The sequence below is a fragment of the Trinickia soli genome (assembly GCF_002879855.1).
Taxonomy (GTDB): domain Bacteria; phylum Pseudomonadota; class Gammaproteobacteria; order Burkholderiales; family Burkholderiaceae; genus Trinickia; species Trinickia soli.
In genome coordinates, this window is sequence record NZ_PNYB01000004.1 from 123,389 (window position 1) to 144,647 (window position 21,259).

A 21,259-nucleotide genomic window follows, 5' to 3' on the forward strand; every position below is an offset into this window, starting at 1 on the left:
CACGAAACGCAGACACTGTATAAAAAAACAGGGTTCTTTGCAAGCCCGCCTTGCACCCTCGATACGGGCGGATTTGCGTTGCGGCAACGAAGCAACGATGCGGGGACGGCGAACCGCCCCACGCCAGATCGATACAAGACCAATCGGAGACAGCGGCCCGGAGCCGGCGCGCAAGCACCAGCCGGCCGCACGGCGCACCATGCGAATACTCATTGCCGAAGACGACAGCATACTCGCGGACGGCCTCGTCCGATCACTCCGCCAATCGGGCTATGCCGTCGATCACGTCAAAGGCGGAAGCGAGGCCGACGCCGCCCTTTCGATGCAGACGTTCGACCTCCTGATCCTCGATCTCGGGCTGCCGCGCATGTCCGGCCTCGAAGTGCTGCGCCGCTTGCGCGCGCGCAATTCGAGCCTGCCTGTCCTCATCCTGACTGCGGCCGACGGCGTCGACGAACGCGTCAAAGGGCTCGATCTGGGCGCTGACGATTACATGTCCAAACCGTTTCATCTGAACGAACTCGAAGCCCGCGTGCGGGCGCTGACACGGCGCGGCAGCGGCGGCGGTCCCGCCGTCGTGCGCCACGGCTCGCTGACCTACGATCAGGTGGGGCGCGTCGCGTCGGTGGGCGAGCAGGTGCTCGAACTGTCGGCACGCGAACTCGGCGTGCTCGAAGTGCTGCTGCAGCGAATCGGGCGGCTCGTTTCGAAGGAGCAACTCGTCGATCATCTCTGCGAATGGGGCGAGGAAGTCAGCAACAACGCCATCGAAGTCTACGTTCACCGGCTGCGCAAGAAGATCGAGCCGAGCGGCGTGCGCATCATCACCGTCCGCGGCCTCGGCTACTGCCTGGAAAAGCCCGCCGCGACGTGCGCCGGGGCGACAACGACGACAGCGACGACAGCAGGCGCGGCAACGAGCGCTACACCCACGCCGGACCCGGCCGGCGCAAGCGCAGCGCAGGCCGCGCGCGTGCATGCCGCTGCCGCCACGACGCCCGCCGACGCCACCCCGCACATCCGCCCCAAGTAGGCTCAGCGTGGCTTCGCCCGTCCCAGCGAACGACGGCGCAAAGCGCGCGGCCGACGCGTCCGTTCCCGTCCAGCGCTCGCACGAGCGGGCGGACGAGACGCGCGACGCCGCCGAGATCAACCCCTTCGCCCCGCCCGATGAACGCGAAGCGGCCGCGTTGCGTCGCCCGCGGTCGCTGTTCGGCGAAATTCTCGATTGGATGCTTGCGCCGCTCTTGCTGCTGTGGCCGATGAGCATCGCCGTCACCTATCTCGTCGCCAAGACGATCGCGAACGGGCCGTTCGATCGCGGTCTGGAAACCGACGCGTACGTGCTTGCGCGGCAGATTCATCCGATCAACGGCGTGGCGACGCTGACGCTGCCCGACGCCGCCCGCGATTTTTTGAGCGGCGACAACGTCGACAAAGTCTTCTATCAGGTCCTTGGCACGCGCGGCGAACTCGTGGCCGGTGTGGCCGACATGCCGCTACCGCCCGAGGACGACCGCCCGCAACCGGGCCTCGTCGCATTCCGCGATGCCACGCTGCATGGGAACGACATCCGCATCGCCTATACGACGGTCGAGATGTCCGGCGCGAACGGGCAGGCGCCGCTCGTGCAGGTGGCCGAGACGCTCGACAAGCGCAGCGCGCTGGCCAACGACATCATCAAAGGCGTGATCCTGCCGCAGTTCGTGATTCTGCCGTTGGCGATCGTGCTCGTCTGGTTCGGGCTCTCGCGCGGGCTCGCACCGTTGACCGCTCTGCAGGACAACCTGCGCGCACGCCGCCCCGACGACCTCTCGCCGCTCGAAGCATCGAGCGCGCCGCCCGAGATCGAGCCGCTCGTCACTTCGTTCAACGAATTGCTGACCCGGCTCGCGCAAAACATCGATCTGCAAAAGCGCTTCATTGCCGACGCCGCACATCAGATGAAAACGCCGCTGGCCGGCTTGCACATGCAGGCCGAGCTCGCGTTACGCGAGGACGCCTCGCCCGAAGTGCGCCGTTCGCTGGAGCAGATTGCGACGGGCGCCGATCAGGCCGCGCGCCTCGTCACGCAATTGCTCGCGCTCGCGCGGGCCGAGAACCGCATGTCGGGGCAGATATTCACGCACGTCGAGGTCGTGCAACTGGCGCGTCTCGCGGTGCGTGACTGGGTGCGCGCAGCGCTGGTCAAACAAATGGATCTCGGCTACGAAGGCCCTACCGAGCCTGTGTACGTCGACGGCAACCCGGTCATGCTGCGCGAGATGTTGTCGAACATCATCGACAACGCGATTCGCTATACCCCCACAGGCGGGCGCATCACCGTGCGCCTGTCGGCTCAGCGCGAGGTCGACCGTGCAGGCGGCCAAGTGCATATCGAAGTGGAAGACACGGGGCCGGGCATCGCCCTGGCGGAGCGGCCGAAGGTAGTCGAACGGTTTTATCGCATCCTCGGACGCGAGGGCGATGGCAGCGGCCTGGGCCTCGCTATCGTCAGAGAAATCGCCGCGATGCACGGCGGCACGCTGACGCTCGACGATCACGTCTATCAAACCGCTCCACGCCTGACCGGCACGCTCGTCCGTGTCAGTCTTCCGATCTCGCCCAGCACCCCGGAGTTACCCTGAGACGCGTTCGCAGTAGTAAGCCATCCGATGACCGAAAAACGGTGATAGCGGCAATTTGAACGCGGTTTGGCGTGTTTTAGACAGAAAAATTCGAAAGATAGAAACAGATGCCTTCCTGACGGACAGGCGACGAAACCCGCCGCGGCGTCAGTACGCCGTAAGTTTGCCTTCCAATAATCGTCGACGAGCATGCGCCGGGAGCGGCTGCCTGCGAACTTATTATCAAAATTGTTTGGAGACGACTCATGGCAACCGTTGGCGGGCAAATTTCGCACGCGCCGATGACGAGCGACGAGAAGCGGGTGATCTTCGCGTCTTCGCTCGGCACCGTTTTCGAGTGGTACGACTTCTATCTGGCGGGTTCGCTCGCGGTTTACATCAGCAAGAGCTTCTTCTCCGGCATCAACCCCACGGCCGCCTTCATCTTCACGTTGCTCGGCTTTGCGGCCGGGTTTGCCGTGCGGCCGTTCGGCGCGCTGGTGTTCGGGCGGCTCGGCGACATGGTGGGCCGCAAGCATACGTTCCTGATCACGATCGTGATCATGGGCCTGTCGACCTTCGTCGTCGGCTTCTTGCCGGGCTACGCCACGATCGGGTTCGCCTCCCCGGTGATCTTCATCGCCATGCGCTTGCTGCAGGGTCTCGCGCTCGGGGGCGAATACGGCGGCGCGGCGACTTACGTCGCCGAACATGCGCCGGCCAATCGTCGCGGCTACTACACCTCGTGGATTCAAACGACGGCGACGCTGGGCCTGTTCCTGTCGCTTCTCGTCATCCTCGGCGTGCGCACGCTGATGGGCGAGCAAGCGTTCGGCGCGTGGGGTTGGCGCATTCCGTTCATCGCGTCGCTGATCCTCCTGGGTGTTTCGGTCTGGATTCGCCTGCAATTGTCCGAATCGCCGGCATTCGAGCGGATCAAGGCTGAGGGCAAGACGTCGAAGGCGCCGCTGACCGAAGCCTTCGGCCACTGGGGCAACCTGAAGATCGTGATTCTGGCGCTGATCGGCTTGACGGCTGGTCAAGCCGTGGTGTGGTACACGGGCCAGTTCTATGCGCTGTTCTTCCTGACGCAAACGCTGAAGGTCGATGGCACGAGCGCGAACATTCTGATCGCGTTGGGGCTGTTGATCGGTACGCCGTTCTTCGTGTTCTTCGGGTCGCTGTCGGATCGAATCGGCCGCAAGCCCGTGATCATGGCGGGCTGCCTGATCGCCGCCCTGACCTACTTCCCCCTGTTCAAGGCGCTCACGCACTATGCGAACCCGGCGCTCGAAGCGGCTGAGCAACGGGCGCCGATCGTCGTCGTGGCCAATCCCGACGAGTGCTCGTTCCAGTTCAACCCGGTGGGTACGGCGAAGTTTACGAGTTCGTGCGACATTGCCAAGAGCGCGCTCGCCAAATCGGGCTTGAACTACGCGAACGTGGCGGCGCCGGCCGGCACGCAGGCGCAGATCAAAGTGGGCGACACGGTGATCGACACCTACGACGGCAAGGCCTCCGACGCGAAGGATAAGGCGAAGACGTTCGACAAGACGCTGGCCGGGACACTCAAGAGCGCGGGTTATCCGGCGAAGGCCGATCCAGCGCAATTGAATTGGCCGATGACGGTGGCGATCCTGACACTGCTCGTGATCTACGTGACGATGGTGTACGGGCCGATTGCGGCCATGTTGGTCGAGATGTTCCCGACGCGAATCCGGTACACGTCGATGTCGTTACCGTATCACATCGGCAACGGCTGGTTCGGCGGCTTCCTGCCGGCCACGGCGTTCGCGATCGTGGCGGCGCAAGGCAATATCTACTCGGGGTTGTGGTATCCGGTCGTGGTTGCGATGTTGACGTTCGTGATCGGGATGTTGTTCGTGAAGGAGACCAAGGACTCGAATATCTATTCGAGGGATTGATGGGGTGAGGGAAAGCGTGACGGGGCGGGGGTGCGGGGTCGCTGGGCGGTCTCGCGGTCCCGCACGCGGCGTGGCACGGGTCTGGCATGAACGGAGCCGCATCAGGGGGTTGACAGCGCCGCCCGATATCACCATAATCCGTCTTCTTTCGGCGAATTAGCTCAGTCGGTTAGAGCGACGGAATCATAATCCGCAGGTCCGGGGTTCGAATCCCTGATTCGCCACCAAGTCTCGAAAAGCCTTGTAGATCATCGATCTGCGAGGCTTTTCTCATTTTGGGCGCCCGGGGAGCAACTCCAAGAAACGACACACTTGGAGTTCGAATCCATGCCGTGTCTCCGTCTGCCCTCCCCTCTGCATCGCTCGCCGTACGGCGTCTACCATTTGCGCTTTGTCTTGCCCGCCGCACTTCGACGCCTTCCTGCACGAGCAGGCGCGATCCGGCGCAGCCTGCGATCGAGTCATCCACAAGGGGAGCCATGACTCACGAACCTCGCATCACGGGCGGGTGCTTGTGCGGAGCGTGCCGATACACGTCTGACGGCACGCCGCTCAACGTGCGCGCATGCCACTGTCGTCAATGCCAAAAGGCCACAGGCTCCGCGTTTTACGCGCGCGTGATCATGCCGCTCGACGGTCTTCATGTGAGCGGGCCGGTGTCCTGGTACGACGCCGAAAGCGGTTTGCGTCGCGGCTTCTGCTCGCAATGTGGTTCGACTCTGTTCTCGGCTCGCCCTTCGGCGGGAACCGTAGGGATCGCGCTGGGCTCGCTCGATGAACCGGACAGATTCGAGCCGACGGAGCATATCTGGACGTCCCGCAAACAAGCCTGGCTATCGATCGACGATGGTCGGCCGCAATACGACGAAGGCATCCCGCCGGTCGTCGCTCCCCGCTGACCGGAGGCGCTCATGCCCGCGCCTGGCAATGATCTCCGTCACGGATTCGGAATCAGGGCGCTCTTAAGAGCAAACCGTTACCCATCAAAAGGGGCCTCGATGCCCAGGAAGCCATACGGGCGCAGTTCGACGAGCGGCGGGAGATTCTTGCGAAGGGGCTTGCTCGCAACCTACGGCGCCGAAGCCAGTTCCGGCTCTTTGTATCCTCGCCCGACCAGGTGATCATCGTGACGGAAGCGTTGAACTTCGAACGCCGCGCGCCCGTCTGGGAGGCGCTCTCGGAACTGTTCGTCGGAAAGGAACTCCAGGACTACGATTACGCCGGCATTGCCAAGACGCTGCGCCTGTCCGGTTATTCGGTCGACGAACTCGAAAAGGTACTGCGCGAAGAGGTCGCGCCGGTTTTTCGCAGCAATCTTTCTGCGCTTGCCGTCCCCGAGATGGAAGGGTGGGCACAAGACACGGTCGTGAAAGAGATACGGGCTTACCTTGAACGTGAGAGAACCGGCCTATCGCGACTGTTGACGCGTTTGGGAACGTCCAGGGCACTGCCGGATGTCGCGACAAAGCGGTGGCTGCAAATCAGATCGCTGCTTTCGTAACACGCGATGGTACAAATTCGCACCCTGGCAAATCCGACAGCCGCCGATCGGCTCCGTGCGCCGCCCGAAGGAAAGATGGTTGGTGCACAAATCTTCGCATTTGACTGGCCGCATGCCGAACGACGTGGCACCCTTCACCTTTTTGAGTCCGGAGGACGGGCCGTCCCCGTCAGCTCCGTCCGCCTCGCCCGCGCGCGACCGGAAGCTCGCACGCCGCCGAAAGCCTGACGACATGACCACCGACAACTTCTTCCAACTCTATCAATCCACCGCTGCCGACAATCCGCTCAAGCACGAGTACCTGAAGGCCGTGATAATCGCGGCCATCGAAGACGGCCACTGGCGCGACGGGGACAAGCTGCCGACCGAACAGGAGCTGGCCGCGATCACGCCGTTCAGTCTGGGCACGGTCCAGAAGGCTGTCGGCTCGCTGGTCAGCGAAGGCTATGTGCAACGCAAGCGTGGCCGCGGCACCTTCATCATTCCGAGGGAGAAGCGCCTGGGAGAGCCGTGGATATTCCAGATTCTGTCGGCCGACGGCGACCGCTTCATCCCGATGACCAGCTCGGTGTCGCGGCGTGTCGAGGTGGAGTCGGATGCGGCATGGGCCCGCTGGCTGTGCGGCGACATTGAGGACCGGCGCATCGTGCGCCTCGACCGCATCATCACCGCCGAGGACTACCGGTTCGTCAGTTTTTTCTACGTCGATGCGTCGCGCTTCCCGCATTTCAACGACGCGCCGTTCGACACGTTGCGCAGCGAGAACTTCGTGAAGCTGATCAAGGAGATCTACCAGGTCTCACCGTCGCGAATCATGCACACGGTGCGCACTGCGCCGCTGCCCCGTTCCGTGGCGGACGCGTTGAATCTGCCGCAGAAAACCTACGGCTCGCACATCGAGATCATGGGCAGCAGCGCGGCCGGCGAGCCGGTGTTCTATCAGCAACTGTACCTGCCGGCCGGCGGCCCACGCATCTACCTGTGACACCTCGGCATCGAGGGCGTTACGGGTTACGGCTCGATTCGTCCACAACTCAGTTCATCACGAACCCTTCGTATCCGTTGCTCGCCACTTCGTCGCAGATTTTTGCGTAACGGGCCATTCCACCGGCATACGGCATGAATGTCCGCGGCTTGCCAGGTATGTTTGCACCGAGATACCACGACGAACTCGCCATCGGCAGCAACGTCGCTTGCGCGGCCTCGTTGACATGCTGAACCCACTTCTCGGCGGCATCGGGCGTCGGCTCGATGCGCGTAGCGCCCTTGTTGCGCATCTCCGTGATACATCGCGTGATCCATTCGACGTGCTGCTCGATTGCGATCGGCATATTCGTCAGTACAGAAGGACTGCCCGGCCCTGTGATCGTGAACAGGTTGGGAAAGCCCGGCGACTGAATTCCCAGATACGTCCGCGGCCCGTGAGCCCACGCATCCTTGAGCTTCAGCCCGCCGCGCCCCTCGATATTCAGCGCGAGAAGAGGCCCCGTCAACGCGTCGAAACCCGTGGCGAACACGATGACGTCGAGCGGAATGAGGGCATCGCTGGTTCGAATCCCTTCCGGCACGATCTCGACGATCGGCGTAGCCTTGACATCCACCAACTCGACGTTGTCCCGATTGAACGTCTCGAAGTAATCGGTGTCGATCGGTGGCCGCTTGGTCGCATACAAATGATCGCGGGGAGTCAGTTTTTCCGCGGTCGCGGGATCCTTGACGATCGTGCGGATTTTGTCGCGAATGAACTGTGACGCCGTCTCGTTCGCGGCCTCGTTGGTCAGCAAATCGTTGAACGTCGCCCTGAAACGCAGCCCGCCTCGCTCCCAGGCCGCTTCGTAAGCCTGTTCGCGCTCCCGGTCAGACACCTCCAGCGCGGACTGATCTGACACGTCAAATGGATGGCCGTTCGTCGAGCTGCGCGCTTTCGCACGGATCGCCTCGCGATTTGCGCTCACCCAGTCGCGGAAGCCCTGTCCAATCGGGCGGTTACGCGCCGGAACGCTGTAGTTCGCGGTTCTCTGGAACACCGTCAGCTTCCCGGCCTGCTGCGCGATGACCGGTGTCGCCTGAATGCCCGTGGAGCCGGTGCCGATCAGCCCGACGCGCTTGCCGCTGAAATCCACCCCTTCAGCCGGCCAACGTCCCGTGTGGTAGTGCTCGCCCGCGAAGGTTTCGAGTCCGGGAATCGACGGCATGTTCGCCGTGGACAGACAGCCGACCGCTGTCACCAGAAACCGAGCCTCGAAACGCTCGCCGTCAGCGGTCGAGATGAGCCAGCTATTTTTATGCTCGTCGTAGGTAGCACGGGTCACCTTGGTGCCCAACTGAATATGTGACCGCAGCTCGAGCCGGTCGGCAACGTGATTCAGATACCGGCGAATCTCGTTGTGATCCGGGTAGCGCTCGCTCCACTGCCATTGGTCCTGCAACTCGTCGGAGAACGTGTAGCAATAGTAGTAACTCTCGGAGTCGCAGCGAGCGCCTGGATAACGATTCCAGTGCCAGGTCCCGCCAACGCCCTCACCGGCTTCCAGCAGCCGCACATCAAGCCCGAGACGATCGCGCAGCATATGAAGCTGGTACAGGCCGGAGAATCCGGCGCCGACGATGATGGCGTCGTATCGACGAGCCGACTCGGCGTTGGCGGCTAGCGTGTTACTCATGACCTCTCTCCATGTTCGGTTGCGTAATAGTGTGACATCTGAAGCATTACTACATAGTAATTGAGGCACACCAAAAGCAACGCTAGTGTTTTCCCCGATTCTCCGCAGCCCGTCGTAGAGCAACACTGGTGCAACGTTCTAAGCGGGGAAAGGGGCGCATCCAAGCTGGCACAAAGGGGTGCGATCCGGCCAGATGGCTCTACCGCTTACTACATAGTTAATCGACAAACCAAGGCCTGAGGCGGCACCACACCCGAGTCCTGTGCGCAGCGCGCCGGGCAAGCGCGGTGTGCGACGTCCGGCTGTGCCGGAGGAATGGTTCTTCATGAACGCGAATTCCGTTTCGATCCCGCTTTCTGTCGTTGTGACGGGTGGTGGCCGCGGCATTGGCCTCGCGACCGTGCAGTTGCTCCTGGAACGTGGCGGGAGCGTGGTGGTCGTCGATCTGGACGTGACGGGCGCCGACGAACTCGCGCGGCAGTACCCGCGGCGGTTACAGCGCTTCGCGGGCAGCGTGACCGATGAGGCACGGCTACGGGAGATCCTCGAACTCGCGTCGCGGGAGGCCGAAGTGCCGCTGAACGGCCTCGTCAATTGCGCTGGAATTGCACCCATTCCGACGCCGATCGAGGACTGCCCTGTCGAGCAGTGGTCGCGTGTGCTCGAGTCGCACCTCACCGGCAGCTACATCGCATGCAAGGTGTTCGGCGCCGCATTCGCTCAATCTGGCGCGCCCGGATCGATCGTCAACGTTGCGTCAGTGCTCGCGCATCGCCCGGGGCCGGTGCTCGCATACGGTGCAGCGAAGAGCGGCGTCATCAGCATGACCGAGGCGTTGGCGGCGCATTGGGCGGCCCGCCAAGTGCGTGTCAACGCAGTCGCCCCCGGCTGGACGGACACGCCGTTCGTGCGCCGCAAGGGCCGATCCGACAAGGAATTCCGCTCGATCCTCGATGCCACGCCGCAAGGCCGTCTGCTCGATGCGGCCGAGATCGCCGAGGTGATCCTGTTTCTCCTGTCGCCGGCCGCCAGTGCGGTGACCGGCTCGACCATCACCTGCGACGGCGGTTACGTCGCTGGTTCCGGCTGGGCGCCATACGGCGGCTTTCCGCGCATACCGCGCGACGCGCCGGACCAATACGCGACGACTCATCCATCTCGGGAGACGGTATGAGGGACTTCATCAACCAGCAGATTGTGATCGCCGGCGCGGCCGGGGGGATCGGCCAGCAGATCGCTGCGCTGCTCGCCGATGCCGGCGCGACACTGCATTTGCTCGACATTCGTCACCCCGATGAGACTCGCGCGGTGAGCACAGCGTGCGCCCGCATCGCGTCGGTGCATCGGTGCAACGTCGCGCGACGCGCCGAGGTCGACGCTATCGCCGCGCAGATCGGCGCGGTAGACGTGCTGATCGACGCAGCCGGAATCTGGCCGCACGACGACTGGATGTAGCCCGACTGGGATGAAGCGTTTGATCGCGTGATGGATGTCAACGTGCGTGGGCCGATCAATCTGGTGCGCGCGTTCATGCCTGGGATGATCGAGCGGCGCTACGGCAGGATCGTGCTGTGCGGATCGATTGCCGGATGGGCCGGCGGACTGATGTCCGGCCCGCACTATGTCGCCAGCAAGGGGGGCATTCATGCGCTGGTGCGCTGGTTTGCGCAGCAGGCGGTGGCGCACGGGGTCTGCGTGAACGGCGTCGCGCCGGGACCGGTCGTCACGCCGATGACGCACGGCGCACATCACGATCTCGGCCGGTTCCCCCTCGGCCGGCTCGCCGAACCGAAGGAAGTCGCGCACGCGATGCGCTTTCTGTGCAGCCGCGACGCGAGCTATGTCTCGGGCACCGTAGTCGATGTGAATGGGGGCCTCTACATGCACTGATCGAAAGCCGGCTGTCCCGCCCATCATCTTCGCGGTCCGTTCAGAACCAGAGAGGAGACACTGAACCATGCAATCGAATCACACATCTTTATCGTCGCCAATGACGCTGACGACTGCTGCGTCCTGGCTGATCACGTTCGCGGCCGGCTTCGGCTTATTCTTCGACGCATTCGCTTCGGTCATCTATACGGTCACGGTGCCGCTGGTGGCCAAGGAGTTCCACGTCTCGACGCACGTGTTGGCCGGCACCTTCGGCTCAGTGTTTCTCGTCGGCTATACCTTCGGCACGATCCTGTTCGGCGTGCTTGCCGATCGGCTCGGCAGGCGCTTGACGCTCGGGATCTCGATCGTCGGCTATGGCGTCGCGACGGCGCTCACCGGGCTGTCGAGCAGTATGCTGGCACTCGGCGGCCTGCGCTGCGTGACTGGCATCGGCGGGGCAGGCGAGTTCTCGGTCGGCTTCCCGTACGTGTCGGAAGTCTGGTCACGCAAGAAAATGGCGCGCGCGATCGGATTGACCTACGCGTTCTGGGGGCTCGGCTATTTCTTCACCATTTTCGTGTTCGAGACGCTGGTGCCGCGGTTCGGCTGGCGCGCTTCGTACTTCTTCGCGCTGATCCCCACGGCGTTGATTCTGATCGCACGGCTGCGCCTCGAAGAGTCGCCCCGCTTCGTCCACGTACTCGATGAGTTGAAGAAGCTCAATGCGAAAAAGACCACACTCGGCCAAGCGTGGCGCGTGCCGACGTACCGGCGCCGGTTGATCGCCGCGATCCTGATCGCGACCGCGATCACCTACGGCTACTACGCGCTCGCTTTCTACTTGTCGGCGTTCGTGGTCCACACTTACAACATGACACCGACCAACGCCGGCTGGTTCACGATGCTGTTCGTCGCCGGTGACATGTTCGGGATCCCGCTCGCGGTGCTCGCCGCGAATCGTTTCGGACGCCGCAAGTCGGCGCTGGTCGCCGGCGTGATCGGCATGATCGTGACCTTCCTGTGGTGGCAGGGCAATTTGTCGCTGCATTGGTTCGGCACGCTCGAGTTTCTCGGCTCGACTTTCATCGGCTTCGAATGGACCATCGCGCTGATCGTGCTGTGCGAAATTTTCCCGACCGAGATCCGCGCGTCGGCGTTCGGCTGGTCGCTCGGCATTGGGCGGATCATCTCGATCGCCGCGCCGGCAGTGACCGAACTGCTCGCGCACTACGTCGGTCTTGAACGCGCGATCCAATCGTCGGTGTTGATTTATCTGTGCCTGTTGGCCGGCTTCATTTTGCTGCCGGAGTCAAAAGCGATGGAATCGGGCGAGTTCGTACTGTCGCCCGGCGCACTCGACACCGAGCCGAAGCTCTCTGGAATCAGCACACCAGGCGAGGCAAAACTGGATACCTACTGAGAACAGGGACCGCACCGGCGAGTGAGTGGCGCCGGAAGTAAGACGCCCGAGTATGGCTCGGGCGTTTTCGTCTAACGATCGCGGCTACACGTATTTGAGCCCATCGCGCCCATCGACGTAGGAGAGTTCATGCCGCTGGATCAGGAAATTGTGCAGGTGTTGCAGGCGCTTGAAGGCGCACCACCGATGGAGAGCCTGCCCGTCGACGTGCTGCGCACGAGCATCGCCTATCCGCCGCTCGAGAGCCGCACGCCGGTCGGCAGCGTCGAAGAACTGACGGTCCCCGCACAAGACCATGCGTTGCGCGCGCGTCTTTATCGGCCCGCCGAGCCGCGCAGCCGAGGTCTGATGGTGTTTTTTCACGGCGGCGGCTTCGTGTTCGGCAACCTGGAGACACACGATCACGTGTGCCGCGATCTATGCGTGGGCGCGGGATGCGCGTTGCTCGCCATCGAGTACCGGCTCGCGCCCGAGCATCGCTTTCCGCTGCCGGCTGACGACTGTCTGAACGCAACGCGCTGGGTGGGCGAGCATGCCGCATCGCTTGGCTTCGACCCGATGCGGATCGTGCTGGTCGGCGATAGCGCGGGCGGCAATCTCGCCACCGTGACGTCGCTGCGGCTGCGTGACGAGGGGGGGCCCACCGTGCGCGCCCAGGCGCTCATCTATCCGGTCACCGACTATCACACGCCGGCCACGGGCTCGTACATCGAGAATGGGACAGGCTACTCGCTGACGCGCGCGGCGATGATCCGCTTCTGGGGCGACTACCTCGAAAAAGCTGAGCACGCACTGCATCCGCATGCGTCGCCGTTGCGCGCGCCGGATTTGTCGCGGTTGCCGCCGACCCTCGTGCAGACCGCGGAGTTCGATCCGCTGCGCGACGAAGGCGAGGCGTTTGCGCATCGGCTGCTTGATGCGGGCGTGACGGTGACGCTATGGCGCGAAGCAGGACTCATTCATGGCTTCGCGCGCATGGGGCTCGCATCGGCTGCCGCAAAGCGCGCGAGCGCGCGCTGCGCGCAGTGGATCGCCGCGGCGCTCTGCTGAATCGGGCGATTCCCCATGCAGCGCGTCGATATCGTCACCCCTGACGTAACACGTCGAATGCTGAGCGGGTTTCTTATCGTCGGTCAGCCAGAAATGGATCCCGGCGTTACCGCGCGCGGCCACGTCGTAAGAAAGCGTTCATGATGGAACGTCCTACTCTCACGTATTCGTTTCAGTGCAACTGACACGTATATTCACCGCCCCACGTGCCATTGGTGCATCTGCTACATACATATCGCGGACAGTTCGTTATTCCCTGTCCCGGCATGGCGCATCTGGAAGCAATCGTACCGTCCGCAACGGGCCCATCTGCGCTTTGGCAGGCACCGCCCGCCGATTTGACGGTGACGGTTTGATCGGCTGGTGCGGTAGCCCCGCTCATCTGCGAACACGCGGCAACCATGAGCAAGACGCCCATGATCGATAGCAGTTTGAAACATCGATTCGACGACATCGCACACCTCCCACCCGTGCGTAAACGCGGCTTCGAGAAATAAGCATTGGGCTCACAAGACGATCGCAGTGCAAGGTAATGCGAAGAGGCCATCAATACAAAAACGTAAATAGCAGCCCCTCTATTCCACTCACTGGCGGGTTTGCCCGGAGATTCTGTCTGACGGCCGCATCACGAACGGCGCAGAATCCGTGCAGCGATGGCCCGCGGCGCGAGACATCGGAATCCCACGCATCGGCCCGACAGCGCAGGGAGGGTATGAAAAATGCTCGTGCGCCTGTCGTGGCCCCTACCAGGAGAAGGTCATGCCCTGCAGCGATCGCCGCTTCTTCGCGTCTGCAAGCGTTCGGCGCAGCGCATTTGCCTGTCTTCTCGCACTCATCTTCACGTCGTGCAGCGGCGGCAGCTCCGCCAATGGCGCCCCCGCCGGCAGCGCGGGCGGTGCCGGCAGCGGTGCCGGCAGCGGAACTGGAACTGGAACTGGAACTGGAAGCACCGCATCCGCCACCGATGTCCTCACCTATCACAACGACATCGCTCGAACAGGTCAGTACCTGGCGGAAACGACGCTCACGCCCGCGAACGTCAACGCGGCCCATTTCGGCAAGGTCGCATTCCTCTCCACCGACGGCAAAGTCGACGCACAACCGCTGTATGTAAGCAACGAGCCCGTCAACGGCGCGACGCACAACGTCGTCTACGTCGTGACCGAACATGCGAGCCTCTATGCGTTCGACGCCGACAGCAACGCGGTACTTTGGCAACGCTCGCTGCTCGGCAGCGGTGAAAGCACGAGCGACAACCGCGGCTGCACTCAGATCACGCCCGAGATCGGCATCACGTCGACGCCGGTCATCGATCGCTCTCGTGGCGCGCATGGGGTGCTCTATGCCGTTGCAATGAGCAAGGATGCAAGTGGCAACTATCACCAACGCCTGCATGCGCTCGATCTATCAACGGGCGCCGAGGTGCTCGGGGGGCCGACCGATATCTCCGCCACGTTTCCCGGCAACGGCGCAAACAGCACGAACGGCATCACCTCGTTCGATCCGAAGCAATACGCCGAACGGCAAGCCCTGACGCTGATCAACGGCAATGTCTATCTCGCCTGGACCTCGCACTGCGACCAAGGCGCATACGGCGGCTGGGTGATGGCGTACAGCGCCGATACGCTGGCGCAAACGAGCGTTCTGAACGTGACGCCGAACGGCAGCGAAGGCTCCATATGGATGAGCGGCGCAGGGATGGCCTCCGATAGCACGTCGCTGTATTTGCTCGACGCCAACGGTACGTTCGACACCACGCTGACGAGCAGCGGCCTACCGTCGCACGGCGATTACGGCAACACGTTCCTCAAGCTGGCGATCTCGCCGAAACTTGCCGTCAGCGATTACTTCGCGCCGTTCGACACGGTGACGCAATCGAACCAGGACGTCGACCTGGGTTCGGGCGGCGCGCTCGTCTTGCCCGATCTCGTCGATGCAAACGGTAAGACCCGACATCTCGCGGTGGGCGCGGGCAAGGCCAACAAGATCTACGTCGTCGATCGCGACGCAATGGGCAGGTTCAACAGCACGCGCAATGCGATCTGGCAGGAGATCGACGGGCAACTGGGCGGCGGGGTATTCGGCATGCCGGCGTACTTTGCCAACGTGGTCTATTACGGCGCGGTGGGCGACAACCTCAAAGCGTTTCCGATCGCATCGGCCCGGCTAGCCGCCACGCCAGGTTCAAAAAGCCCCGAAACCTTCGCTTATCCCGGTGCGACGCCGAGCATCTCGGCCAACGGCACGCAGAACGCGATCGTCTGGGCCGCGGAGAACGGCAGCGTGGGCGCGTTACACGCATTCAACGCAAGCAATCTCTCGCAGGAGCTCTACAACAGCAATCAATCGGGCGCCCGCGATACGTTCGGCGCCGGCAACAAGTTCATCACGCCGATGATCGCGCATGGACATGTTTACGTCGGCGCGACGAACGGCGTGGCGGTGTTCGGGTTGTTGCAATAGGCGGACCGCGACGCGACCGAAACGCTTCGGAAGAGGCTGGCGCCCACACACCTCATCGCACGCCAGATTAAAAGGGCCGTCATAAGCAAACTGTAAAATTGCCGCTCCGCCCGGCAACGGACAACGCGCGTCCCTTGCCCGGCTCACAAAAGGAACGACATTTCATGCACCAACGCCATCCCCTAGAAAAACTGCTCGAATTCTTCCTGTTCAAATCGCGCTGGCTGCTGGCGCCGTTCTACGTCGGCCTCGTGCTCGCGCTCGTGATGTTGCTCGTGGCCTTCGTCGGCGAACTCGCCCATGGGCTGCAAGGTATCTGGCACGCGACGCCCGAACAGATCATCCTCACGGCGCTTGGCCTTATCGATCTTTCGCTTGCGGCCAGTCTCGTCGTCATCGTGATTTTTTCCGGCTACGAGAATTTCATTTCGAAGATCGATACGGGCGATAGCGAAGATCGGCCGAGTTGGATGGGGACGCTCGATTTTTCCGGTTTGAAGATGAAGCTGATCGGCTCGATCGTCGCCATCTCAGCCATTTCGCTGCTGCGCGCGTTCATGAGCCTGACGGAAAAAGACATCTCGCTCGACGAGCCGCGCCTGCGCTGGCTCGTGATCCTGCATCTGACCTTTATCGTGTCCGGCGTGCTGTTCGCCTCGATGGACTGGATCGCCGCGCGCTCCGAGAAGCACTGAGCAAACGCGATCGATGTTGCGCGGCTGGCGCGTTGGCCGGATGGCCGGACCGCGGGATTGCGCGGCCGGCAACGCATGCGCTCAAGCGGGATGGGGATGAAACAGGCACACGCGGTTGCGGCCGCCGTGCTTGGCGTCGTATAGCGCCTGATCGGCCTGCGCCACGAGCGCGGCCACGCTGGTCAATCCGTCGGTGCTGACGCAGCCGCCGACGCTCACTGTGACCTTCAACGCGCCCGTCGATGCTTCGAGTGCGTCGTTCTCGATCGCGGCGCGAATCTTTTCGGCCACCACGGCAGCGCCGGCCTCGTCACAATGCGGCAGCACCACGATGAATTCCTCGCCGCCGTAACGGGCCAGGATATCGCTGCTGCGCAATTGCGGCGATACGATCGCCGCGATGTTACGCAGCACGGCATCGCCTGTCGGGTGACCGTAGGTATCGTTGACGCGCTTGAAGTGGTCGATGTCGAACAAGAGGACGGCGAACGTTTCATGGTGCCGCGTCCAGCTGTTGTATTCCGACTCCAGGCGGCCATCGATATGGCGACGGTTATAAAGGCCCGTCAATGCATCGCGTTCCGATGAATCGCGCAATGCATCGAGCGCGACTTCACGCTCTTTCCATGCGACAGCCAGTTCGGTCACATCGGCGATCGTGACGCACACCGCCACCACTTCGCCGTTCTCGATCAGCGGCATGAACGCGCAGTCCTGCTGCATCAGGTCGAGCGAGCCCGTGATCGGGCAATCGTGCTCGAACGGCAAGAGCCACGGGCGATGCTGCCACGACGAAAACGAGCCGCTGTGGAGCAGAAACACGGTGTCGAATTTGCGCTTGAGCCAGGCGCGCGGCGCGTCCGGAAAACAATCGAAGAAGCTGCGGCCGATCGCTTGCGCGGCGGCCAAGCCGCTGTGCTCATCCATGAATCGATTCCACAGCACGATGCGGTAATCGCGATCCACAGCGAAAATGCCGAGCCCGACGCGCTCCAGCGCGAGCTCGCTCAAGCGGGCGGTGCCTGGGATATCCATCTGCAACTTCTATCAGTTCAAAGATTCGCGAGAAAGCCGTCGATCGCGGACACGAGCGACTGCACTGCTTTGGCCGTCATCAGCGTCAACAAATGCGAACCGAAAACGCCGTCTTCGGTCTGCAGGTTCACCTCGAGCAACAACGCTCTGTCCCAAGGCAGCTTCGACGGATGCAAGACGTCTTCGAGGTCCAGCTGCACGCCGATCAGCCGCGGCGGCGTGAACGTCGGCGACTGCTCGAGTTGTTCGAACAGGCCCGTCAAACACGCGCCCGCAATCAGATTCGCCACATCGGACAACACTTCGGCGTCCGACATCTCCTCGTCGTTCGCTTCAGCAGCCGATTCCTGCGAGCGGAACACGAATTTCATATGCGCGGCGCTGCGGCTGTCGAACAGCGAAATCGCCTCGCCGGCGATCTCGCATCGAAAACTCTGGCGCAGCGCGGTCACCGGTTCGGAGAAATCGAGCATGTCGCGTACGGCCGACGGCAGCGTGTCGGTATCGACCATGCGGATGCGCGGCACGGAGAGATGCACGAACCGTCCCAGCAGCGCAGCGAGACGCGCGCCCGCCTGGCCCATGCCAATGTTCGCGATCTCCTGTAGCGCATCGCGCTGGTCTTCGGTGAGGATAGGCTCACTCATACAATCCGTACTCTTTCAGGATAGGCACCAGCTTCGCGCTCGTCACCGGCTTGTCGATGAAAGCAACGGCACCCAGCGCTTTGACACGCGCCTTGGCCTCGGGCTGAATGTCGGCCGACACCACAATCACGAAGCTGTCGAGTCCTTCCGAGCGCACGGTTTCAAGCACGTCGAAACCGGTCATGCCGGGCATCGTCAGGTCGAGAAACATGACCGACGCCTGCCCCGCCCGGTAAGCGGCCAGCGCGTCCGGCCCATTCGCGGCTTGCGTAATTTCGACGTCCCACGCTTCCGGCAAAGCGTTGATCAGCAGTCGGCGGGCGAGCGTCGAGTCGTCCACCACCAGTACAGGCAATCCCATTTCGGCAGTTCCTTATAACCACGTCCGGTATAACGGCCGGCCCGATGGGATCTGAAGTACTCATAAACCCCAACGCAAAAATCGATTACAGATTGGGCAAACGTAAGCGAAAACGTTTGATTTCGTCGCGGATCATTGGAGAATATTTGTAGTCGATCATGTGCGGCGGTTTTTATTTAGGGACGCATCTGCTCGATCCGCCTACGCCTCAAATGAGTCGTTCGTTATCGACGCAGGTACGCCCGCGCCCACCCAAGTCCGGCCGATGTATCGCCACGGGGCCGGTACTCGCAGCCGATCCATCCGGCGTAGCCGAGCGAGTCGATCAGTTCGAACAGATACGGATAGTTCAATTCGCCCGTGTCGGGTTCGTGCCGCTCGGGGACACCTGCGATTTGAATGTGGCCGATACCGCCGATGTCGCGCGCGAGTTTTGTCGCAATGTCGCCTTCGACGATCTGGCAGTGATAACAGTCGAACTGCACCGCCACGTTCGCAGCGCCGAGCACGGCCCGAACGGCCTGTGCCTCGTCCTGGCGATTGAGCCAGTAGCGCGGCATGTCGCGCGGATTGATCGGCTCGATCAGAATCGTGACTTCGGCCCCGCGCGCGGCGCTCGCCGCCCATTCCAGGTTGCGCAGATAAGAGTCCTGTTGCCGTTCGTGCGCCACGCCCTCCTGCGCAAGGCCGGCCATGACGTGAAGCTTGCGCGTGCCGAGCGCCGTGGCGTATTCGAGCGCCTGGTCGATCCCGCGCCGAAATTCATCGTCCCGTCCGGGCAGCGAGGCAATGCCGCGTTCGCCGTTGTTCCAGTCGCCGGGCGGCGCGTTGAACAGCGCCAACGCCAGGCCGTGCTCGCGCAGCAGCGTTGCGATCGTGGACGTAGGCAACGCGTAGGGAAACAGGCACTCTACGGCCTCGAACCCGTCTCTCGCCGCCGCAGCGAAGCGATCGGCGAACGCGTGCTCGGGGTACATCATCGTCAGGTTCGCGGCAAAGCGCGGCATGCGGGCAACTCCTCGAAGAACGAACGCGCTGCACGCCCGGTGCGGGCCGCAGCGGCTTGCAGCATACCGCGAACGGAGGCTGTCATTGCCTGCAAACATCAAGCGGAGGATGCAGAACGCTTTGCGCCGCCCTGACTTGGCTTGTTATAATTCGATCATCAATGCGCTAGAAACATAACGTTCCGGCTCACCGTTTCCCTCCCTCTTGCGCGGCATTTCTTCTGAGCAACCATGGTCAAGACCGATCGCCTGCATGCGCTCGCCGATGCGCTCGCCAAGCACAACGTCATGCGTCTGCGCGATGCCGCCGCTTTGCTCGGCGTGTCGGAGATGACGGTGCGACGCGATATCGCCGCCAATCCCGAGCGCTTCACGTATCTCGGCGGCTATATCGTCAGCGCGGCGAACGTGCCCAATGCGGCAGGCTATTCGCTCGAACAGGAGCAGGATCATTTCGGGGAAGCGAAGGCGCAAGCGTCGGCGTACGCGGCGCAACTGCTCGTCGATAACGAAACGATCTTCATCGATTGCGGCACGACGCTGACAACGCTCGCGCGCCTCATTCCGGCCGACATTCAACTGACCGTCCTCTGTTACTCGCTCAATATCGCGGAGATTCTGCGGCGCATGCCGAACGTGAGGATGATTCTGCTTGGCGGCGTCTATGTGCCGTCATCCGATTCGTTCAGCGGCGACGAAAGCCTTGAAATGCTGCGGCGTATGGGCATCAACAAGGCGTTCATCTCGGCGGGCGGCATCGACGCGCTGCGCGGCGTCACCTGCTGGAATTTTCACGAGGTGGAGATCAAGCAAGCCGCCATGGCCAGCGCCGTCGAGCGCCATCTCGTCGCCGATACGAGCAAGTTCGGCATCGTCAAAGCCGTGCGCTTCTCGCAAATCGACGAATTCGATTCGATCATCACGGAGAAAGGGCGCGAGCCGCGCAAGCGCAGCGCTTGAACCCCGCTCGCGCGGTTTACCCCCGATCTCCGTTGCGTCGGCGCAGCACGAACAGCACGCCCGCGACGAGGATGAACGCGCCGACGATCACCTTCTGCCATGTGCTCGGCACGCCGATGAGAATCAGCGTGTTGTCGACGAGCGTCACGAGCGCGACGCCCAGCAGCGTCCCGAGCACCGTGCCGCTGCCGCCCGTGATGCGTGCGCCGCCCAGGATGACGGCCGCAATCACGTCGAGTTCGGAGCCGACGAGATCGAACGGATTGGCGAGCCGATTGTTGGCGACGTGCAGGATGCCCGCTATGCCCGCGAGCATTCCCGTATAGCCGAACACGAACAGATGCACGGCCCGCACGTTATAGCCGAGCCGCTCGGCAATCGTGAGGCTGCCGCCCATGGCGTAGACGGCCCGCCCCATCATCGTCCGGTTCAGCAGCCACCAGGTCAGGGCCGCCGCCGCGAACAACGCGAGCACGGAAACCGGCAGCACGGCGTCGAGCCCGTCGACAGTGCGATATGCCAGCAGCGGAATGCGGCCGAAGTGGTCCATGCTGTGCGGGATGTTCATGAAGAACGTCGTACCGACGAACGTCAGCAACAGGCCGCGATACAGATATTGCGTGCCGATCGTGACGATCAGCGAGGGCGCTTTCAGTCGATGGACGAGCAGGCCGTTGACGACGCCGAGCACGAGGCCGCCCACGGCGCCGACAACGAGTATCAGCCAGAACGGCGCCGCGGGCCACCAGGCGAATACGGCCTTCGTGATCGAATACATCGTCAACGCCCCGATGGCCGTGAACGACACGTCGATGCCGCCCGATGCAAGCACGACGAGCGTGCCGAGCGCGAACAGCGTCGTAGTCGTCGCCGAATGCAGCAGGTCGAACAATGTCGCCCACTGCAGGAAGCGCGGATTGATCGCCGCAACGACGATGCAGCACAGCACGATCAAGCCGGCGGGCAGCCATTCGGGGCGACGCGCCAACTTCGCGCGCCAATCGGGCCCGCGGCGCGGCTCGGTGATTTCGGCAGTATCGGTGGAACTCATCGT

At 62.8% G+C, this 21,259-nt stretch carries 18 protein-coding genes, 1 tRNA gene and 1 pseudogene; 14 read left to right on the plus strand and 6 right to left on the minus strand.

Annotated elements, in window-relative coordinates; genetic code table 11:
• The first annotated feature begins 199 nt into the window (after positions 1–199).
• The 7 genes from C0Z19_RS06440 (at position 200) to C0Z19_RS06470 (ending at position 7,017) form a co-directional block, all read left to right on the plus strand.
• Positions 200–1,033, plus strand: a complete 834-nt coding sequence (locus C0Z19_RS06440) for a response regulator transcription factor (protein WP_102609134.1) — start codon at positions 200–202, stop codon at positions 1,031–1,033.
• Positions 1,034–1,040: 7 nt separating this feature from the next.
• Positions 1,041–2,627, plus strand: a complete 1,587-nt coding sequence (locus C0Z19_RS06445; RefSeq protein ID WP_102608969.1) for a sensor histidine kinase — start codon at positions 1,041–1,043, stop codon at positions 2,625–2,627.
• A 245-nt stretch (positions 2,628–2,872) separates the two neighbouring features.
• Positions 2,873–4,531 (plus strand): MFS transporter, encoded by a 1,659-nt coding sequence (locus C0Z19_RS06450; protein WP_102608970.1) that lies wholly within the window; start codon positions 2,873–2,875, stop codon positions 4,529–4,531.
• A 150-nt stretch (positions 4,532–4,681) separates the two neighbouring features.
• Positions 4,682–4,758: transfer RNA gene (locus C0Z19_RS06455), tRNA-Met, on the plus strand.
• 252 nt (positions 4,759–5,010) lie between these two features.
• A complete protein-coding gene (locus tag C0Z19_RS06460; RefSeq protein WP_102608971.1) occupies positions 5,011–5,430 on the plus strand; it encodes a GFA family protein in 420 nt (139 codons plus the stop codon).
• Positions 5,431–5,657: 227 nt separating this feature from the next.
• Positions 5,658–6,032, plus strand: a complete 375-nt coding sequence (locus C0Z19_RS06465) for a DUF7079 family protein (RefSeq protein WP_146012010.1) — start codon at positions 5,658–5,660, stop codon at positions 6,030–6,032.
• 232 nt (positions 6,033–6,264) lie between these two features.
• The gene (locus C0Z19_RS06470) at positions 6,265–7,017 is read left to right on the plus strand and encodes a GntR family transcriptional regulator (RefSeq protein ID WP_158242945.1); all 753 of its coding nucleotides are present in this window, start codon (positions 6,265–6,267) and stop codon (positions 7,015–7,017) included.
• A gap of 49 nt (positions 7,018–7,066) precedes the next feature.
• Here C0Z19_RS06470 and C0Z19_RS06475 read toward each other — a convergent pair whose 3' ends face one another.
• On the minus strand, positions 7,067–8,821 hold the full coding sequence (locus tag C0Z19_RS06475; RefSeq protein ID WP_332882204.1) for a flavin-containing monooxygenase: 1,755 nt from the start codon (positions 8,819–8,821) through the stop codon (positions 7,067–7,069).
• Between the two features lie 199 nt (positions 8,822–9,020).
• Here C0Z19_RS06475 and C0Z19_RS06480 point away from each other — a divergent pair, with 199 nt between their 5' ends.
• The 6 genes and pseudogenes from C0Z19_RS06480 (at position 9,021) to C0Z19_RS06510 (ending at position 16,195) form a co-directional block, all read left to right on the plus strand.
• Complete coding sequence (locus tag C0Z19_RS06480) at positions 9,021–9,869, plus strand: SDR family NAD(P)-dependent oxidoreductase (RefSeq protein WP_102609135.1); 849 nt, start codon at positions 9,021–9,023, stop codon at positions 9,867–9,869.
• Positions 9,866–10,585 (plus strand): annotated as a pseudogene (locus C0Z19_RS28610) (SDR family NAD(P)-dependent oxidoreductase). Before C0Z19_RS06480 ends, C0Z19_RS28610 begins: the two are co-directional and overlap by 4 nt.
• Positions 10,586–10,652: 67 nt before the next feature.
• Positions 10,653–11,987 (plus strand): MFS transporter, encoded by a 1,335-nt coding sequence (locus C0Z19_RS06495; RefSeq protein ID WP_102608977.1) that lies wholly within the window; start codon positions 10,653–10,655, stop codon positions 11,985–11,987.
• Between the two features lie 129 nt (positions 11,988–12,116).
• Positions 12,117–13,037, plus strand: a complete 921-nt coding sequence (locus C0Z19_RS06500; RefSeq protein ID WP_102608978.1) for an alpha/beta hydrolase — start codon at positions 12,117–12,119, stop codon at positions 13,035–13,037.
• Positions 13,038–13,796: 759 nt separating this feature from the next.
• Positions 13,797–15,500, plus strand: a complete 1,704-nt coding sequence (locus C0Z19_RS06505; protein WP_102608979.1) for a pyrrolo-quinoline quinone — start codon at positions 13,797–13,799, stop codon at positions 15,498–15,500.
• Between the two features lie 164 nt (positions 15,501–15,664).
• On the plus strand, positions 15,665–16,195 hold the full coding sequence (locus C0Z19_RS06510) for a TIGR00645 family protein (protein ID WP_102608980.1): 531 nt from the start codon (positions 15,665–15,667) through the stop codon (positions 16,193–16,195).
• A gap of 81 nt (positions 16,196–16,276) precedes the next feature.
• On the opposite strand, the gene C0Z19_RS06515 is transcribed toward C0Z19_RS06510, so the two are convergent.
• From C0Z19_RS06515 to otnI, 4 genes are all read right to left on the minus strand, one after another.
• The gene (locus C0Z19_RS06515; protein ID WP_102608981.1) at positions 16,277–17,230 is read right to left on the minus strand and encodes a sensor domain-containing diguanylate cyclase; all 954 of its coding nucleotides are present in this window, start codon (positions 17,228–17,230) and stop codon (positions 16,277–16,279) included.
• A 17-nt stretch (positions 17,231–17,247) separates the two neighbouring features.
• The gene (locus C0Z19_RS06520) at positions 17,248–17,877 is read right to left on the minus strand and encodes a chemotaxis protein CheC (protein WP_102608982.1); all 630 of its coding nucleotides are present in this window, start codon (positions 17,875–17,877) and stop codon (positions 17,248–17,250) included.
• Positions 17,870–18,238 (minus strand): response regulator, encoded by a 369-nt coding sequence (locus tag C0Z19_RS06525; RefSeq protein WP_102608983.1) that lies wholly within the window; start codon positions 18,236–18,238, stop codon positions 17,870–17,872. Before C0Z19_RS06525 ends, C0Z19_RS06520 begins: the two co-directional genes overlap by 8 nt.
• Positions 18,239–18,462: 224 nt before the next feature.
• Positions 18,463–19,245 carry a 2-oxo-tetronate isomerase gene (gene otnI, locus C0Z19_RS06530; RefSeq protein ID WP_102608984.1) on the minus strand — a complete coding sequence of 261 codons (783 nt, stop codon included), beginning with the start codon at positions 19,243–19,245 and terminating at the stop codon, positions 18,463–18,465.
• Positions 19,246–19,476: 231 nt separating this feature from the next.
• Between otnI and C0Z19_RS06535 the strand changes: the two genes are divergently transcribed.
• Entirely contained in the window at positions 19,477–20,205 is a 729-nt protein-coding gene (locus tag C0Z19_RS06535; protein WP_102608985.1) for a DeoR/GlpR family DNA-binding transcription regulator, read from the plus strand.
• A 16-nt stretch (positions 20,206–20,221) separates the two neighbouring features.
• Here C0Z19_RS06535 and C0Z19_RS06540 read toward each other — a convergent pair whose 3' ends face one another.
• Entirely contained in the window at positions 20,222–21,256 is a 1,035-nt protein-coding gene (locus C0Z19_RS06540) for an ABC transporter permease (protein ID WP_233196026.1), read from the minus strand.
• Positions 21,257–21,259 lie beyond the last annotated feature (3 nt).

Bases quoted from the DNA above. Each gene is read 5' to 3' on its own strand.
- C0Z19_RS06440 (WP_102609134.1), top strand. From the start codon at position 200: ATGCGAATACTCATTGCCGAAGACGACAGCATACTCGCGGACGGCCTC.
- C0Z19_RS06450 (WP_102608970.1), top strand. From the start codon at position 2,873: ATGGCAACCGTTGGCGGGCAAATTTCGCACGCGCCGATGACGAGCGAC.
- C0Z19_RS06460 (WP_102608971.1), top strand. From the start codon at position 5,011: ATGACTCACGAACCTCGCATCACGGGCGGGTGCTTGTGCGGAGCGTGC.
- C0Z19_RS06470 (WP_158242945.1), top strand. From the start codon at position 6,265: ATGACCACCGACAACTTCTTCCAACTCTATCAATCCACCGCTGCCGAC.
- C0Z19_RS06480 (WP_102609135.1), top strand. From the start codon at position 9,021: ATGAACGCGAATTCCGTTTCGATCCCGCTTTCTGTCGTTGTGACGGGT.
- C0Z19_RS06495 (WP_102608977.1), top strand. From the start codon at position 10,653: ATGCAATCGAATCACACATCTTTATCGTCGCCAATGACGCTGACGACT.
- C0Z19_RS06500 (WP_102608978.1), top strand. From the start codon at position 12,117: ATGCCGCTGGATCAGGAAATTGTGCAGGTGTTGCAGGCGCTTGAAGGC.
- C0Z19_RS06505 (WP_102608979.1), top strand. From the start codon at position 13,797: ATGCCCTGCAGCGATCGCCGCTTCTTCGCGTCTGCAAGCGTTCGGCGC.
- C0Z19_RS06510 (WP_102608980.1), top strand. From the start codon at position 15,665: ATGCACCAACGCCATCCCCTAGAAAAACTGCTCGAATTCTTCCTGTTC.
- C0Z19_RS06515 (WP_102608981.1), bottom strand. From the start codon at position 17,230: ATGGATATCCCAGGCACCGCCCGCTTGAGCGAGCTCGCGCTGGAGCGC.
- C0Z19_RS06520 (WP_102608982.1), bottom strand. From the start codon at position 17,877: ATGAGTGAGCCTATCCTCACCGAAGACCAGCGCGATGCGCTACAGGAG.
- C0Z19_RS06525 (WP_102608983.1), bottom strand. From the start codon at position 18,238: ATGGGATTGCCTGTACTGGTGGTGGACGACTCGACGCTCGCCCGCCGA.
- otnI (WP_102608984.1), bottom strand. From the start codon at position 19,245: ATGCCGCGCTTTGCCGCGAACCTGACGATGATGTACCCCGAGCACGCG.
- C0Z19_RS06535 (WP_102608985.1), top strand. From the start codon at position 19,477: ATGGTCAAGACCGATCGCCTGCATGCGCTCGCCGATGCGCTCGCCAAG.
- C0Z19_RS06540 (WP_233196026.1), bottom strand. From the start codon at position 21,256: ATGAGTTCCACCGATACTGCCGAAATCACCGAGCCGCGCCGCGGGCCC.